At 57.2% G+C, this 16902-nt stretch carries 17 protein-coding genes; 16 read left to right on the top strand and 1 reads right to left on the bottom strand.

Annotation, left to right across the window (positions count from 1 at the left end):
* The first annotated feature begins 534 nt into the window (after positions 1 to 534).
* From HMPREF3170_RS01180 to der, 16 genes are all read left to right on the top strand, one after another.
* On the top strand, positions 535 to 1209 hold the full coding sequence (locus tag HMPREF3170_RS01180) for a hypothetical protein (RefSeq protein ID WP_070477184.1): 675 nt from the start codon (positions 535 to 537) through the stop codon (positions 1207 to 1209).
* Positions 1209 to 2201, top strand: coding sequence for an HAD-IIA family hydrolase (locus HMPREF3170_RS01175; RefSeq protein ID WP_083290786.1), 993 nt, complete (start codon positions 1209 to 1211; stop codon positions 2199 to 2201). The genes HMPREF3170_RS01180 and HMPREF3170_RS01175 overlap by 1 nt, the downstream gene beginning before the upstream one ends.
* A 189-nt stretch (positions 2202 to 2390) precedes the next feature.
* Positions 2391 to 3215, top strand: coding sequence for a TlyA family RNA methyltransferase (locus tag HMPREF3170_RS01170; protein ID WP_070477182.1), 825 nt, complete (start codon positions 2391 to 2393; stop codon positions 3213 to 3215).
* 2 nt (positions 3216 to 3217) lie between these two features.
* Positions 3218 to 4141: an NAD kinase gene (locus HMPREF3170_RS01165; protein ID WP_070477180.1), complete on the top strand. Its 924-nt coding sequence runs from the start codon at positions 3218 to 3220 to the stop codon at positions 4139 to 4141.
* 6 nt (positions 4142 to 4147) lie between these two features.
* Complete coding sequence (gene recN / locus HMPREF3170_RS01160; RefSeq protein ID WP_070477178.1) at positions 4148 to 5872, top strand: DNA repair protein RecN; 1725 nt, start codon at positions 4148 to 4150, stop codon at positions 5870 to 5872.
* A gap of 49 nt (positions 5873 to 5921) precedes the next feature.
* Positions 5922 to 7112, top strand: a complete 1191-nt coding sequence (steA, locus tag HMPREF3170_RS01155) for a putative cytokinetic ring protein SteA (protein ID WP_070477177.1) — start codon at positions 5922 to 5924, stop codon at positions 7110 to 7112.
* A 19-nt stretch (positions 7113 to 7131) separates the two neighbouring features.
* Positions 7132 to 7938, top strand: coding sequence for a copper transporter (locus HMPREF3170_RS01150; protein ID WP_083290785.1), 807 nt, complete (start codon positions 7132 to 7134; stop codon positions 7936 to 7938).
* Positions 7935 to 8582, top strand: a complete 648-nt coding sequence (locus tag HMPREF3170_RS01145; RefSeq protein ID WP_070477172.1) for an NUDIX domain-containing protein — start codon at positions 7935 to 7937, stop codon at positions 8580 to 8582. The genes HMPREF3170_RS01150 and HMPREF3170_RS01145 overlap by 4 nt, the downstream gene beginning before the upstream one ends.
* Positions 8583 to 9500: a site-specific tyrosine recombinase XerD gene (xerD, locus tag HMPREF3170_RS01140; protein WP_070362504.1), complete on the top strand. Its 918-nt coding sequence runs from the start codon at positions 8583 to 8585 to the stop codon at positions 9498 to 9500. It abuts the gene before it with no gap.
* A 50-nt stretch (positions 9501 to 9550) separates the two neighbouring features.
* The gene (locus HMPREF3170_RS01135; protein WP_141742146.1) at positions 9551 to 10585 is read left to right on the top strand and encodes a hypothetical protein; all 1035 of its coding nucleotides are present in this window, start codon (positions 9551 to 9553) and stop codon (positions 10583 to 10585) included.
* Positions 10586 to 10652: 67 nt separating this feature from the next.
* The gene (locus tag HMPREF3170_RS01130) at positions 10653 to 11525 is read left to right on the top strand and encodes a ParA family protein (RefSeq protein ID WP_070362502.1); all 873 of its coding nucleotides are present in this window, start codon (positions 10653 to 10655) and stop codon (positions 11523 to 11525) included.
* 11 nt (positions 11526 to 11536) lie between these two features.
* Positions 11537 to 12355, top strand: coding sequence for a segregation and condensation protein A (locus HMPREF3170_RS01125; RefSeq protein ID WP_070362501.1), 819 nt, complete (start codon positions 11537 to 11539; stop codon positions 12353 to 12355).
* 17 nt (positions 12356 to 12372) lie between these two features.
* Positions 12373 to 12927: an SMC-Scp complex subunit ScpB gene (gene scpB / locus HMPREF3170_RS01120; RefSeq protein WP_070362500.1), complete on the top strand. Its 555-nt coding sequence runs from the start codon at positions 12373 to 12375 to the stop codon at positions 12925 to 12927.
* Between the two features lie 62 nt (positions 12928 to 12989).
* Positions 12990 to 13916 (top strand): pseudouridine synthase, encoded by a 927-nt coding sequence (locus tag HMPREF3170_RS01115; RefSeq protein WP_070477168.1) that lies wholly within the window; start codon positions 12990 to 12992, stop codon positions 13914 to 13916.
* A gap of 12 nt (positions 13917 to 13928) precedes the next feature.
* Positions 13929 to 14621, top strand: a complete 693-nt coding sequence (gene cmk, locus HMPREF3170_RS01110; RefSeq protein WP_070477220.1) for a (d)CMP kinase — start codon at positions 13929 to 13931, stop codon at positions 14619 to 14621.
* On the top strand, positions 14618 to 16111 hold the full coding sequence (gene der / locus HMPREF3170_RS01105; protein WP_070362498.1) for a ribosome biogenesis GTPase Der: 1494 nt from the start codon (positions 14618 to 14620) through the stop codon (positions 16109 to 16111). Before cmk ends, der begins: the two co-directional genes overlap by 4 nt.
* Before the next feature lie 2 nt (positions 16112 to 16113).
* Here der and HMPREF3170_RS01100 read toward each other — a convergent pair whose 3' ends face one another.
* Positions 16114 to 16887: a class I SAM-dependent methyltransferase gene (locus tag HMPREF3170_RS01100; RefSeq protein ID WP_070362497.1), complete on the bottom strand. Its 774-nt coding sequence runs from the start codon at positions 16885 to 16887 to the stop codon at positions 16114 to 16116.
* Positions 16888 to 16902 lie beyond the last annotated feature (15 nt).

Below are 16902 nucleotides of genomic sequence, written 5' to 3'. Positions count from 1 at the left end.
TAGGTTACCGCCGGCCTATAACTTCATTTTCTTGCGTGTGGTGGGTGTCACTGTTCCCGTTGTGGGGGTGGTGGTACCCACCACACTCTTTTTTGTGTACCCCCACAACAAACAACGAGGGCCGTCTTTACGATGTCTGATGACGCCAGCGCTCCTTGTTTGTAGACTCAGAGGTGCAACTCTGACTGACCGGATGATTGGGAGTTTGTTTCAACAGGTGCACAATAAGTTCTTATTTTCGGACATTCCTGTTTATAATGACTTGTTCCAATAGAAAGGTGTTTCATGTCCGATCGCTCTAACGAGAGACCACGTCGCAACCACGGTTCTTCTTCCTCCAAGGGGCGGAACGGGCGGCCAGGCAATGGGGGCCGGAAAGGTCGGCGCGACGACAGTAGGGATCGTCGCAATGATCGCAGCGGTGACGGCCGTGGTAGGAGCAGAAACGCTCGTCCTGGCGGCGATGAAGAACGCAAATTCAACAATCGTCACAATCGCTCGCAGCCTCGTCGGCAGGGCTACCGCGAGGATAGGATGGCTCAAAAGCTTTCTGAACCCGACCTGCCTTCCGATCTTGACATCAGTGTTCTCGACCCGTCCGTGCTGCAAGATTTGAAGGTGTTGTCACATGACAACGCAACTCGCGTCGCGAAGCACATGATTATGGCTGCAGATCTGCTCGACGACGACCCGGCGCTTGCTTTGCGGCATGCTAGGGCAGCAAAGAATCGTGCCGGACGTGTTGGGGTTGTTCGTGAAACGAATGGTGTAATCGCTTACCACGCAGGTGAGTGGAAAGAGGCACTTTCTGAGCTGCGAGCTGCCCGGCGCATGAGTGGCGGCCCTGGGCTTTTGGCTGTGATGGCTGATGCTGAACGCGGACTTGGTCGTCCCGAGAAGGCGTTGGAGCTTGGTCGGAGTCCTGAGGCGCGAGACCTCGATCGTGAGGGACGTATTGAGCTTGCCATCGTTCTTTCTGGTGCGCGTCGCGATCTGGGCCAGGTTGATTCTGCGATTGCGACGTTGGAACGTGTACGTCCGAACAAGGATGAGCGGGACGTCTCTGCAATGCGTTTGTCTTACGCCTACGCCGACGCATTGCTGGCTGCTGGCCGAAAGGCTGAAGCGGCTGACTGGTTCAAGCATGTTATTGAGTTGGATCCGGAGATGTTGACGGATGCGAAGCAGCGTTTGGAAGAGACGGAGTAGTGGCTTTGGGTTCTCTTGCTCATCAATATGACGTGTTGCTCTTTGACTTAGACGGCACGGTTTGGGAGGGCGGCCGCGCGTTAGACAAAGCGGTTTCCAGCATCATCGAATGTGGTGTGACACCTTTCTACATCACGAATAATGCATCCCGGCCTTCGGCCCTCGTCGCCGAAATGCTTGGTGATATTGGGCTAGAGTGCTCGAGTGAGGAGATTATTACCTCAGCAGAGGCAGCTTTGGAGCTAGCGCGACCCCTGTTGAAAGAGGATGATCCCATCCTTGTTCTTGGTGCGCAGTCGTTCAAAGACTTGGTTTCTGGGGCCGGTTATCGCGTAGTCTCTAGTGCTGACGACGCACCAGTTGCGGTGCTACAAGGGCACTGCCCGGAAACTGGGTGGCGTGAGCTGTCTGAAGCAGCGTTGGCGATTCACAACGGGGCGGTCTACTTGGCTTCAAACCTTGATACTTCCTTGCCGATGGAGCGGGGGCTTATGGTCGGTAACGGCTCGATGGTGGCGGCGGTGACGTCAGCAACCGGCGTTGTCCCAGAGGCAGCCGGAAAGCCAGAACCGGCTATGTTCCATCAGGCTGTGAAGCTGTCGGGTGCTACGCGAGCGTTGGCGGTCGGTGACCGTTTAGATACCGATATTGCCGGTGGAAATCGTGCGGGGATGGATACGTTGCAGGTACTTACAGGTGTGTCTGGTCCTTATGCTTTGTTGGCGGCTAAGCCGGTGGAGCGCCCGACATATATTGGTGATGACTTGCGTAGCCTCTTGGCAGATGCGGAGAGCTTGCGGCCGGGAGCACAGGGCGGTTTCGTGGCGAAGCTGCAAGGAGATACGCTCCTGCTTAACGGTGGTGCTGCATCTTCTTCGCCTACGGAGGCCTTGCGAACGGCTCTGGCTGTTGCGTGGTCTGCAGAGGCCGAAGTACGAGTGGTTGAGCCGGTATCGCAGTGGGCGCAGAAGGCTGTGGAGTCGTGGTGGTAGGGCACGCCCCGAAACCCCACGATCCAAGGCGAGTCGGCATTTCACCGGAAGAATTGCGTTCGAAGGTAGATAGTGTGCTGGCGCGGGTGCCGTCTACGATAAGGGATGAACTTGAACAGTTGGCTGAGGCTCATGACGTTTTAGCAGAAGCGCTAAAAGACTGAGCATCGCCGTAGGAGAGGAGTACGGGTGGCACCTGGTCGGCGACGCCTTGACGCAGAACTTGTTCGACGAAAGATCGCTCGTTCACGGGAGCAGGCCCGGACATGGATTATTGAAGGACGCGTTGAGGTCGGAGGGTTTCCTGCAAAAAAGCCAGCTACAGTTGTCGAACCCGATGTTTCCATCAAGGTCGATGTTGATAACACCGATGACTGGGCTTCCCGTGGCGCGCACAAGCTTCTGGGGGCACTAGAGCACTTCGAAAAGCTTGGGTTTACGGTCAAGGATAGGACGGTGATTGACGCGGGAGCGTCAACGGGGGGATTCACTGACGTTTTGCTACGAAGAGGTGTCCGCCGGGTCTTTGCGGTAGATGTCGGTTACGGGCAATTACTTTGGCGGCTGCAAAACGATCCGCGTGTGACGGTGATGGACCGTGTGAATATACGGTCGTTGACTGCCGACATGCTGAGCGAGTCGGCCAATTGCATGGTGGGTGATTTATCGTTTATCTCTTTGAAGCTTGTGCTTCCTGCGCTGGTAGCAGCGCTTGAGGACGAGGCGGACCTCCTGCCGATGGTGAAACCACAGTTTGAGGTTGGTAAAGACCGCGTTGGTCACGGGGGTGTCGTTCGTTCGGCAGAGCTGCGTCGAGAAGCAGTGGTAGATGTCGCATTGTTCGCACAGTCGCTGGGGCTTGAGGTGAAATCAATGGTTGCATCTCCGTTGCCAGGTCCGAGTGGTAACGTAGAATACTTTCTGTGGCTGCGTAAGACAGCAAATGCGCAGGAACAATCTGTCGAGGCCGTCGAAGAGATGGCAGCACAGGCGGTGCAGGAAGGGCCAGCGTAGATATGTCTGTAGATAATCGGCGACGCATTTTGTTGGTGCCCCATTTTTACAGGCCCGACAATATTGAGGCTGCGGCGAATTCTGCCCGGATGCTGCAGCAGGCTGGCATTGAGGTGCAGTTGCTTTCTGCGGGGGAATCAAGTCCCGCTGAAGAGGATCCAGTATTGCAGAAGCTGGAGCACGTAAGCCCAGGGGCCGAGGCTGGCCGAGGCTGCGAGCTTGTATTTGTGCTTGGAGGCGATGGAACGTTTTTACGCGCAGCAAACTTTGCGCACCTTCAGGACATTCCAGTGCTCGGGGTGAATCTCGGCCATGTGGGATTCTTGGCAGAGTCCGAAGCGGAAAGCCTGGAAGATGTGCTGTCCTCGGTGATAGCGCGCTCATATCGGGTTGAAGACCGCATGACACTTGACGTGCGGGTTTTGGATGCGACGGGTGAAGTGCTTGGCGAAAGTTGGGCGCTGAATGAATGCAGCATTGAGAACTCGGATCGTACAAGAGTGCTTGATGCGTTTCTAGAGATTGATTACAGGCCCGTGTCTTCGTTCGGTTGTGATGGTGTGCTGGTATCTACGCCTACTGGATCAACCGCGTATGCTTTTTCGGCTGGTGGTCCGGTGATGTGGCCTGAGCTCGATGCCATCTTGGTGGTTCCGAATAATGCGCATGCCCTCTTCGCGAAGCCAATGGTTGTTTCACCGTTGTCGACGGTAGCGGTTGAGTCCTTTTCGACGACCAGCTCCGCTGTTGTCGTGATGGATGGGGTTCGTAGGATTATGATGCCGCCAGGTGCACGGGTCGAAGTGACGCGTGGTCGCCGCCCGGTGCGCTGGGTTCGGCTTGATGAGCGTCCGTTTACCGACCGCCTGGTGGAGAAGTTTCAGCTTCCGGTATCTGGGTGGCGTGGCCCAGACAAAGAGAGGTAGATCGGCGTGCTGTCGGAAATTGCTATCAGGAACCTTGGTGTGATCCCTCACGCTAGCGCGGAGCTCTCGGAAGGTTTGACAGTCCTTACGGGTGAAACTGGCGCCGGTAAGACGATGGTGGTCACGGGTTTGCGGCTGTTGACTGGTGGTCGAGCTGATGCTTCTCGTGTTCGGACGGGAGCGCCGGAAGCGGTGGTGGAGGGCGCGTTTGCGGTAACAGGAATCCACGAGGACAGTCGCGAGGCTATTGCGAAGATCGCGGAGAACGCTGGTGCGGTCCTCGATGAAAATGGTGAGTACGTCGTAGTCCGTTCCGTAAAAGCGACAGGCAGGTCGAAGGCGCACTTTGGTGGCCGAGCGGTACCGGCTGCGACACTCAACGAAGTCTCCTCGCACCTGCTTACGATTCATGGCCAGAACGATCAGCTACGTTTGATGTCGCCAGAACAGCAACTACATGCGTTGGACCGCTTCGATCCTGCTGCTTCAAAGGTTCTCCGTGCGTATCAGGAAGCGTGGAAGCGCTGGCGCGTTGCGAAGAGAGATTTAGAGGAGCGGACAAAGCGGCGTCGAGAATTAGCGATGGAACAGGACCGTCTCCTGTTTGCTGTCAACGAGATCGACGAGGTCGCACCCGAGCCAGGTGAAGACGCTGAGCTCGTCTCTGCGATTCAGCGCCTGCAAGATGTTGATGGATTGCGCTCCGCGGTTCAAGAGGCGATGGTTGCAATCGATGGCGCTGAGGCGGTTGGTGAGTATGACGAGGCGTCCGCCGCTTCAGATTTGGTAGGGCAGGCTGCGAGTGCACTTGGTGCATCCACTGATACGCAGCTGCAGGAGCTGGGGCGTCGACTAGAAGAAGCCGCCACTGTGCTTTCGGATGTTTCTTCGGAACTTGGAACGTATTTGTTTTCGTTGGATGCGGATCCGCATGCGCTCGAGAACATGCTTCAGAGGCAACAGTCGTTAAAAGTGCTGACACGAAAGTACGCGTCGGACATTGATGGTGTGCTGCGTTGGAGGGACGAGGCGCAGCAACGGTTGGCGTCAATTGATACGTCGGATGAGGCCCTCGCGGAGCTTCAACTGCGGGTTGATGACGCTGCGACCGAGATGAAGCAGCACGCTGAGGAGTTGACGGGCATTCGTCGCGATGCTGCACGACGGTTCTCTGAGGCGGTGACACAGGAGTTGCATGGGCTGGCGATGCCTAAGGCTGTGCTGAGCGTCTGCGTTGAGGGGGCAGACTACGGCTGTGATGGCGCTGATGCTGTCGAGATTTGTCTGTCGCCTAACGCTGCGTCAGAGCCAAAGCCATTGGCAACCAGCGCGTCAGGAGGTGAGCTTTCACGCGTCATGCTCGCGATTGAAGTGATCCTTGCCGGGTCAACGCACGGTGCGACATTCGTCTTTGATGAGGTTGATGCTGGTGTCGGTGGTCAGGCCGCGGTGGAGATAGGGCGTCGCCTTGCACGGCTCGCAGTAAACAATCAGGTAATTGTGGTGACGCACCTGCCACAGGTTGCGGCTTACGCGGACAGACACTTACACGTTGCGAAGAACGTTGGCGATGAAACCGTGACATCAGGAGTGCTTGTGCTTGACGATGCCGAGCGCGTGGAGGAACTAGCTCGCATGATGGCTGGGATGGCGAACTCGGAAACAGGAAAGGCGCACGCGGCGGAGCTACTGGAGCAGGCACAGCGCGAAACAAAAGAGTTTCGTCGATAGCCCGCGCGCCTAGCAGTACTTGGCGTGCGATGCAGGCAGAATTCAACATATGACTGAAACTTCTGCAACTTCTGAATCGACTAGCGCGCCGTTGCAGGGACCGCTGCGTGATTGCACGCCGCAAGGCAAGGGGCGCGGCCGTCTTCGTTCTGGGGATATTGCCTTCGTTGATGCTCCAGATATCAGCCGTAGGGAAGCTGAGATGTTGATCAACGCGGCACCGGCGGCGGTTGTCAATATTGCACGATTTAGCACTGGGGCTGTGCCTAATTACGGCCCGCACTTGCTTCTCGACGCCGGCATTCCACTGTTTGAAGCTGCCGGTGCGGAGATGCGGGCGTCGATACGCGATGGCAAGAAGACATCCGTAACGGTTTCGGGTGAGATCAAGGTTGGGCGCAAGGAAGTCGGTTCTGCTTCACCAGTGGTGCGCGCTGATGTTGACGCGACGTTTATTGAAGCACAGCGTCACCTCGTAGATCACATGGAGGCGTACTTCGGAAACACGATCGAATTTATACACTCCGAATCGCCGCTGCTTATCGATGGTGTTGGCGCGCCTGAGTTAGGTGACGTGATTGCGGACCGAAAAGTTATTATCGCGAGCCCGTGCCCAGATCTCCGAGAGCGTATCGAATCGTTGCGCAATTTCATCCGTGAGTTCACACCTGTGCTGATTGGCGTAGGCAAGGCGACGAATACCTTGGCGGAGATGGGGTACGCGCCCGACTTTATCGTGGGCGACCCGGGCGACGTGGCTGAAGAAAACTTGCGAAGCGACGCGCGGGTGATTTTGCCAGCGGACCCCGACGGCTACGCGCCTGGTCTGGAGCGCATCCAGGATCTTGGAGTAGGTGCGATGACGTTTCCCGCCGCGACCGAATCTGCAACAGACCTGGCGGTGTTACTGAGCGTGTTCCACGATGCAGAAATGATCGTGATGGTTGAGCAGCCCGTGAACCTGGACCGTATCTTTACCGAATCAGATGAAAGCTCGCCGGCAGCACTGCTCACTCGTTTGAAAGCGGGTCAAAAACTGGTGGATTCCACAGTGATAGCTGATTTGTACAATCTGACGACTGGTCGGGGAGTCGCCTGGGCATGGGCAATTTTGGGATTGCTTGTTGCTGCGGCGACGATTGTACTCATCGTCGGGCTTGGCGGGAGTGGGCCGTTTAGCACGAACCTGGCGGATACGTGGAACACGATTGTTACACAGCTGCAGAGTCTGTGGAGCTAATAGGGAGTAGGTGGTTTTGATGTCTTCAGGAAGTAGTTCGGCAGGTTATGTTGCAGCAGGTCTGGGCTGGGGCATTGCACTTGGTGTCGCAGCAGGAATGCTGGTGATTGCGCCAGCAATGGGCACGCTTGATTTTTCAACGTCGTCGCAGTTAGGCGAGTCGCAACAGTCGGCTGACGCCTCGCAGGGGACAAAATTTGAGTTTTCCGATGCAGTGATAGCTCAGCATTCGGCCGAGCTTGTTGCGAACACGCTGGATGGTAAGTCAGTGATGGTGCTTCGCACGCACGATGCGTCAGCAGAAGATGTCGATGCTGTAACGTGGCTGCTTCGCACCGCAGGGGCATCAGAAGCGGGCCAGATTACGTTGGGCGAGAAGTTTACCCAGCAGGAGTCGGCTGATGCATTGAGTACGATCATCGCGAACACCCTGCCGGCAGGAGCGCAGCTTTCCGTTGATCGACGCGCGCCTGGCACACATGCTGGCCAGTCGCTGGGGAGCGTTCTGCTCAAGGATTCAGCGACTGGTGAACCGGTGGCTCCGGAATCTGATCGTTCTTTCGTTATAGAGGCGCTGCATGGAGGCGGTTTTATAGACGACACAGATGTTTCAGCGCCTGCTGATGCGATTGTTGTGATCGGCGCCGGTGATACCGGCGGGGAGCGTTCTTTCGGGACACAACTGTTGACAGACATGACCGCGGAGCTCAATGACTTAGCTGCGGCAGTGTATGCGGCGCCAGATGAAGACGGTGGGTTTGTTGATACGGAAGCAGGCAGGGTGTCGGCGGTGCTTTCGCTTGCGGAAGAATTGGCGGTCGAATGATGCACGAGTTTGAAGTTCAACAGTCGGAGCTGCTGCTGGATGCACCGATTATCGCGGTGCGCAAAGATATTGTTTCGATGCCGGGGGGCGCTTCCGCGGCACGCGAGATCGTAGAGCACTTCGGTGCGGTTGCAGTGGTGGCCGTCGATTCCAAACGAAGGATTGCGATGGTCCGCCAGTACCGGCACAGCGTTCGGCGCCGGTTGTGGGAACTTCCTGCTGGACTTCTCGACGTCAGCGAGGAAGACGCGCTTGTGTGCGCCCAGCGTGAGTTGGCCGAGGAAGCTGGTTTGGCTGCTGAGAAGTGGGCATTGTTGCTGGATCTGGTGACGTCCCCGGGTTTCGCAGAAGAAGCGGTGCGTGTGTACCTGGCTTCGGATCTCCGTGAGGCCCCTCGTGGTGAAGCCGAGTTCGAAGAAGCCGATATGGTGCTGGAATGGGTGCCAATTGAAGAGGCACAATCGATGGTGTTTCGCGGTGACATCGTGAACTCGATTGCGATTGCCGGAGTGATGGCAGCGGCGCGAGTGCTAGAAGGCGAGGTAGAGCCGCGTGATGTAACCGAGCCCTTTGACCTGCGGCCAAGATCGCTAGCAGAGCGACGCATAGCGCAAGGCGTCACGCCCGATATGAAGAGGATCTAGTTGGACGTCAATGAGCTTGTTAGGCGTTGGCTCGAGCACCTTGCAGTTGAACGAGGTCTTTCAGCAAACACATTGAGCAACTATCGTCGGGATCTTAGACGGTATGCCTCGTGGCTGCATGCCAACGGCAAAGCCAACTTGTCTGAGGTGACCGCTGCAGACATCGAGGCGTACCTGGCGGACCTACGGCGTGGAGTTGATGGGGCTGCGCCGTTGGCGGCATCTTCGGCTGCGCGCGCACTTGTGGTTGCCCGCGGACTACACAAGTTTGGGGTGCTTGAGGGCGTACTTGCAGGTGATGAATCAGCCCAAGTAGCTCCACCTTCGCCTGGTAAGAAGCTGCCCGATACGCTAAGTATCGAAGAGGTCGGCAAGATGCTGGACTCGTGCCCCACGGAGGAGCCGATTGGGTTACGAGACAAAGCGTTACTGGAGTTGCTCTACGCCACGGGGGCGCGTGTGTCGGAAGTACTGGCGCTCTACGTCGATGACTTCATGGCGCTCGAAGGCGAACAGCACGCGGTACTGACACTGACAGGCAAGGGCAATAAGCAGCGCATCGTGCCGGTGGGGTCGATGGCGAAGGAGGCCGTCGAAAAATATCTGGTGCGCGGACGCCCAGCGCTGGCCAAAGGGCGCTCTCATTCGCTATTTCTGAACGCACGCGGCGGCAGCTTGTCTCGGCAAAGTGCTTGGACGGTCATCAGACGGGCCGCTGAGCGAGCCGGGATCACCAAGCATGTTTCTCCTCACACGTTGCGGCATTCTTTTGCAACACACATGCTCGACGGCGGCGCCGATGTACGAGTAGTGCAAGAACTGCTTGGGCACGCATCTGTGACGACTACCCAAATTTACACACACGTTACTGCGGAAAGCCTTCGGGAAGTCTGGCACGCTACGCACCCTCGTGCATAGGTATGTAGGGTTGACATGTTCTGATGCACGACCGGAAGGATTCTTGCCACATGGCTTTTCGACGACCCCACGTTCTCGCAACTGTCGCTGCTGCTACATGCGCTCTCGGGCTGAGCACCTCGGGAGCTGATATGAACGCGTATGCGCAGTTGCCGGAGGGGCTTGATCCTGCCGCGATCCAGCAGGCCATCCCCTCCGAGATCCACGTGCAGGCCGGGCAGACTACGACTGTCGACACCGGTGTTCCGCTGAATCTCAATTACAGTTCGGGTGGCTGGACCGTTGTATCATCTGGCACTTCTGTGTCCGTGACTGCTCCTGATACTCCAGGTGCAACGGTGAGCGTTCCGGTCTCCGCTGGGGGATACTCGGCGACCGTGAATCTCGTCGCAGTGGGCAGTGGTGAGACCGTTGATGCTCCACCTGAGAGCGCTGCGGAGCCTGGAAACGATGATGGTGCTGGCAAGCCACATGGCGATAGCGTTGATGACTCAAACAGGGAAGGACACGGATCCGAGACTGGTTCAGACTCAGATCAACGTGTGCACGACGCGCCCGCTGCGCCACAGGCCCACCGTGTCCCAGCCAAGGAGGTGGATACCACGAACGCGAAGCGCTTGGAGTTCGAGGGCGTCATCGAGGACAACAGCATTGTGGTGAAGGTGCCTCTGAGTAAGGCCGGACAGCTGATGAAGTACGCTAAGACCGATAGGGAAGGCGCCACACTTCGTTATGTAGACGTGGACGGCAATATCATTGAAGGCGTGAAGCGTGACGTGGACGTAGCGTCGCGCACGCTGACATTAACGTACCCGGAGGGACAGACGCCGGATAACCCCTTCATCATGGAGGTTGTCCGGGATGGATCGGCGGCGGAGTTCATCGCGGTGATAACGTCAAAGAACGCTCCGACTGCTGCACCAAAGGATGGAAATACCCAGGGAGACGACAGTCAAGCGGAAACACTTGACGAATCGAGGGCGAATGACGGCCTTCTTGCCCTGGGCATCGCAGGAATTGCGGCACTGGTGGCCTTGCTGCTCATCGTGTTCCTGATTCGAAAGAGGCGACAGGCACATAACTAGGTATGGCATTGTAAGATGATTGCGTCAAGGGCTTACACGTGACGCGCATTGGACGGAAGGGATGACAATGGCAGGCAACGCATTGTTTGACGCTGCTGAAGAAAAGAAGTTTCTCACGGGACGTCCATTCCGCGAGTTCCCTCAGCCTGAACCGCTCGAGCACCACGGCCCGGCGACCATCCTATCGATGGTGAATCAGAAGGGTGGCGTCGGCAAAACGACGTCGACAATCAACCTGGGTGCATGTCTCGCAGAGCAAGGGCGCAAGGTGCTGCTTGTTGACCTCGACCCGCAGGGTGCGCTCTCAGCCGGTCTTGGAGTGTCCCATGATGAAGAGCAAGTCACCGTGTATGACTTGCTTTTTGACAACACTGCGTCGATCCACGCGGCCATTCGGCACTCGAATATGCCGGGGCTGGACCTTGTCCCCGCGAACATTGACCTTTCTGCTGCGGAGATTCAGCTGGTCAATGAAGTCGGTCGTGAACACACATTGGCCCGTGCGCTCCGCCCTGTACGAAATGAATACGACATCATCATCATCGACTGTGGCCCTTCGCTCGGCCTGTTGACCGTCAATGCGCTGGCGTGCTCGGCGGGCGTGATGATTCCGATGGAGTGCGAGTACTTTTCGCTCCGTGGTCTTGCGTTGTTGACTGACACAGTGGAAAAGGTGCGAGACCGCATCAATTTCGATCTTGACATCGTAGGCATCCTGGTCACGATGTTCGACCGCCGCACTACACACGCGCGAGAAGTGATGGATCGAGTCGTTGAGGTATTCGGCGAGCGAGTTTTTGACACGGTGATTACCCGAACGGTTCGATTCCCGGAGACCTCGGTTGCCGGTGAACCGATCATTACTTGGGCGCCGCACTCCCAAGGCGCAGAGCAGTACCGGCAGTTGGCGCTTGAGCTGCTCGAGCGCATTGATAAGTAGTTTGTTGCACCGTGTCTGAGGACGCCACCGAGGGAGTCCAGCCCGAGATCACCGGTTTTACGTTGGCCCTCCAGAACTTTGAGGGGCCGTTTGATCTGCTCCTGCACCTCATCCACTCCAAGAAGCTGGACGTGACCGAAGTTGCACTAGCCGAGGTGACCGACGAGTTTATTGCATACACGCGTGCGCTGGGTGCAGCAGCGCAACTTGACGAAGTCACTGAATTTCTTCTTGTGGCTTCCACACTGCTGGATTTGAAGACTGCGCGGTTACTTCCGCGCGACGGAGACACAGAGATTGAAGATCTTGAGCTCCTGGAGGCTCGGGACCTGCTCTTTGCGCGTCTCCTCCAGTACCGTGCGTATCAGCAGGTCGCTGACGAGTTCGTGGCCTGGCAACGCAACGCGAAGCGGAGGTACCCGCGTGCGGTCTCAATCGAAGACCGATTCGCTGCGTTGCTTCCACCTGTGCAGCTGGGGCACACGCTTGATTCCTTTGCGGAGTTGGCCGCTGCTGTGTTTCGGCCCCGCCCACCGGAGGAAGTGCGGACGGACCACTTGCACGCGGTCAGCGTTTCGGTGCCCGAGCAGGCCGGGAAGCTGCTGAGCGCGCTGCATCTCCTTGGTGCGGAGCAGTGGGTCGCATTTGAGGTGCTCACGAAGGACTGTAGTTCCTCCATGGAACTCGTGGGGCGCTTCTTGGCGTTGTTGGAGTTGTACAAGGCTCGCGCGGTGGAGACCGAGCAGCCAGAAGCCCTCGGTAGCCTGGAGGTTTCCTGGACAGGAATCAACGTTGATCCTGCTGTGGTTGCGTCAAGCAACTGGGAATAGCGATAGAATGCCAGACCATGAATGCTCCCCAAATGGTTTCGCAGCTTCGCGCACGTATCGAATCGATTTTGCTGGTCGCGGACAATCCAGTCACGGTAGATGCATTAGCGTCGGCACTGGGGGCGGAGCTGGGAGACGTCGAGAAGCAGCTCGAGGACTGGTCCGAGGAATGCGAACTGCGCGGCAGCGGGATCGACGTTCGGCGGACAGCTGAGGGGTGGCGACTGTACACGCGACCAGAATACGCAGACGCCGTGGAGGCATTTCTGCTTGATGGTGCACAGACGAAGCTGAGCCGCGCGGCAATGGAGACACTTGCGGTGGTTGCATATCGCCAGCCGGTGACACGCACGCAGGTTTCCGGAGTACGCGGCGTCAACGTTGATGGTGTGATGAAAACGCTGACGCTGCGAGGGCTCATTGCCGAGGTTGATCCAGACGAGTCGACCGGCGCGCACCGCTACGTCACTACCGAGCTCTTTCTTGAGTTGCTGGGCATAGATTCACTTGAGCGACTGCCGAACCTGGCGCCATTGTTGCCTGAGATCGACGATATCGAGGAAGCATGGTAAAGGCTGCTACACTTGCGGTCGTTCGAAGAACTGTATAACTCGCAAAGAGAAAAGGACTCAAGATGAATCCTCCCGCTCGCCGAGATGGCATACCGGAACAAGGAAAGAACGAGCCGTTCTATCCTTCGTATGCGAAACCGGCACGTAAACAACATGTCAAGCGTGAAAAGCGCGCCAAGGCTGCCAATGAGGCTCCGAACCCACTCGATGACAACTGGTGGGACGACGAAGAAACAAAGCAGCGCAAGAAGAACACCGACGGGATCCGTCTGCAAAAAGTGCTCGCACAAGCAGGCGTCGCGTCGCGACGGCACTCTGAGATTATGATTGATCAGGGGCGCGTTGAGGTCAACGGGAAGATCGTTACCGTCCAGGGCACCCGTGTGAATCCGAACGTCGACGTGATTCGAGTTGACGGTGCACGCATCAATGTAAACGAGGACTTGGAGTATTTCGCGTTTAATAAGCCGCGCGGAGTACACACAACCATGCAAGATGAGCATGATCGCGCCTCTGTTGGTGACTTCGTTGCTGAGAGAGTCGCTGCAGGTCAGCGTCTGTTCCATGTCGGGCGTCTCGACGCCGACACTGAAGGGCTCTTGCTGCTTACCAACGACGGCGAGCTTGCAAACCGCCTCATGCACCCGCGCTACGAAGTTCGAAAAACGTACTTGGCCACGGTACTCGGCGAGTTTAAATCCGCTGATGCTAAGCAGTTGCGCGACGGTATTGAGCTCGATGATGGTGTGGCGAAGGCAGACTACGTGCAGATCGTCGATGTGCACAATGGTCAGTCGATTGTTCGCGTCGAACTACACGAAGGCCGCAAGCACATTGTCCGTCGGATGCTGAAAGCAGCTGGTTACCCGGTACAGCGTCTGGTGCGAACGAAAGTGCACACGGTGCAGCTCGGCGATATGAAGCCAGGATCGATGCGCGCACTTAACTCATCTGAGTTGGCATCACTGTTCAAGGCGGTGGGGATGTAAATGGAGGAAACGATGTTGAGTAACCAGCCAGATAATGGTCTGCTGCTCGCAGTGGATGGGCCGTCGGGTACTGGCAAGTCGACAATGTGCCGAGCGTTAGCCAAGAAGCTTGACGCAAAGTACATCGACACGGGCGCGATGTATCGAGTTGCGACGTTGGCGGTGTTGGACGCCGGCGTGAATCCGGAAGACACTAGTGCAGTCATCGCTGCTACTGCTGATCTGCCGATGGAGGTTTCCGACGACCCCGATGACAAGGCTGTTATTTTGGGCGGCCGGGACGTCTCCAACGTGATCCGAGGGGCGGAAGTAACCAGTGCAGTTTCTGCTGTTGCCGCGATCCCAGAGGTCCGTGAAAATTTGGTGGCCCTGCAGCGTCGCCTCGCCTCTGAGGCGCATCGCGCCATCGTTGAGGGCAGGGACATTGGCACCGTAGTTTTGCCAGATGCACCGGCCAAGGTGTACATGACGGCGTCAGCCCAGGTGCGTGCACAGCGCCGGTTCGACCAGGACACAGCAGCAGGCCGCAAAGTAGAGTTTGAAAAGGTGCTAGCAGACGTGGAACGTCGTGATGCCCTTGACTCCTCCCGTGAGACCAGCCCACTGAAGCCAGCTGATGACGCATTGATCGTAGACACCTCTGAGATGGCTCCTGAACAGGTGCTGGCGGCCCTCGTCGACGTGATTGAAAGGAGCAGCAAATGACCACAGGAGATTCCTTTCCACAGGATTTCAATGAAGCTGACTTCAACGATGCGGATTTCGGTGAGGCGGACTTCGGAGATCTCAACTCCGCTGAGGAGTACACCGAGGAAGAGTGGGCAGCCGTTGAGGAAGCGTTCGGCATCTTCAATCCTGACTACATCGAAGAGGCCCTACCGACGGTGGCCATCGTTGGACGCCCAAACGTGGGCAAGTCCACACTGGTAAATCGATTTATTGGGCGTCGTGAAGCCGTGGTCGAAGACCACCCTGGTGTGACTCGCGACCGGATCAGTTACATTACTGACTGGGGAGGGCGACGTTTCTGGGTGCAAGACACTGGTGGCTGGGACCCGGACGCGAAAGGCATCAACGCGGCTATCGCGCACCAGTCGGAAGCTGCTATGGAAACTGCAGACGTCATCGTTTTTGTGGTCGATTCCCACACCGGCATCACGATGTCAGATGAGGCGATGGCTCGCAATCTGCAGCGTTCCGAAGTTCCAGTCATTTTGGTCGCGAACAAGTTTGAGTCCGAATCGCAATGGGGCGACGTTGCTGAGCTGTACGCGCTCGGCCTCGGGGACCCGTGGCCAGTCTCAGCATTGCACGGTCGCGGCGGCGCGGATGTACTCGACGAGATTCTGCGACTGTTTCCGGATGAGCCGCGCGCGAAGGACTCTATCACAGATGGCCCACGCGCAGTTGCGCTGGTTGGACGCCCAAATGTGGGCAAGTCGAGTTTGCTGAACAAGCTTTCCAAATCGAAGCGCGCCGTAGTCGACAACGTTGCAGGTACCACTGTTGACCCTGTTGATGAACTGATCCAGCTCGACGGCAAACTGTGGAAGTTCATCGATACTGCCGGGCTGCGGAAGAAAGTCAAGAATGCGCAGGGGCACGAGTACTACGCCAGCCTTCGTACCCGAGGCACCATCGAGGCAGCGGAGGTGTGCGTCGTGCTTATCGACGCCTCCCAGGAGATTTCTGAGCAGGACCAGCGAGTGATCTCCATGGTGCTTGAAGCAGGCAAGGCGATGGTCATTTGCTTCAACAAGTGGGACTTGATGGATGAGGACCGTCGTTACTACTTCGACCGCGAGTTTGATGAGATGGTCGGGCACCTCCCGTGGGTGACGAAACTCAATATCTCGGCAGACACTGGGCGCGGGCTGCACCGCCTTGAGCCGGCGATGGAGGAAGCACTTGAGAACTGGGATCGTCGAATCACCACGGGACAGCTGAACAACTGGCTGCGCGATGCGATTGCCGCAAACCCACCGCCGATGAAGAACAACCGGTTGCCGAAGGTCTTGTTTGCCACCATGGTTGGCACGCGCCCACCGACAATCGTCCTGTTTACCACGGGGTTCCTAGACGGCAGCTACCGCCGCTACTTGGAGCGAAAGTTCCGTGAGCAGTTCGGCTACCACGGCACGCCGATTCGGATCGCAGTCCGTGTGCGTGAACGTAACCCGCGGCGTCGCAAGTAGCATTATCTACGGCCGTACAGGAACGCGTCGGTCCTGTACGGCAGTGGTATAAGTTGGCCAGGATCGAATCCGAGGCGCTCATGCAGGTACCAGGTGAGGTTGTTCGTCATTTTGTCCCGAGTGCGCTGGTTTGCGCGAAGCCAATAGGAACGGGTCGCCATGAGCGTGAATAGCTGATCCGTCCGGATCGGTTGAATCCACGTTGTTCGTAGTTCCCGCTTGAGGTGCCAAGGCTCGAAGACAGTGGGGTAGAAGCCTTTGGTAAGCACATCGCCAGAGTGCATAATCTTTGCCAGACGTAGTACCCACGGATGCTCCACCTCGAGGGTGTTCCAGCATAAGAGAAGTTCGCCGTCATCTTTGCTGATTCGGGCAGCTTCTGCGCTAGCGAGGTGTGGGTCGACCCAGTGCCACGCTTGGGCGAAGGTGATGGCGTCGAAAAGCTTGGGTGCTGATGCGGTGCACTCGGCGGTTGCGCGCCATACTGGAAGCTCTGGGTGTCGGGCGCGCAGTGTATTCGCCATGTCTGGTGAAGGTTCACAGCAAGCAACTCGGTGCCCGGCGGCGTGCAGTTGTGCAGCAAAAATTCCGGTACCGGAACCAACATCTAAGACAGTGCGGACGACTCCGCGACCGGCAAGTAGCTCAACTACTGAGTCCGGATATGACGGTCTGACCGCATCATAAGTGTCTGCGCCGACTGTGAACGCGCGTGACGAATTCAGCCGGTGCTCACTGCTGTGAAACAGTGGTTGGTGCTTTCCGCTTGGCTTCATAATCAACTAACCTAA

Source organism: Corynebacterium sp. HMSC08D02 (genome assembly GCF_001807505.1).
Lineage (GTDB): Bacteria > Actinomycetota > Actinomycetes > Mycobacteriales > Mycobacteriaceae > Corynebacterium > Corynebacterium pseudogenitalium.
Note: the sequence above shows the minus strand (reverse complement) of the source record. Positions and strands in the feature narration are given on the sequence as shown.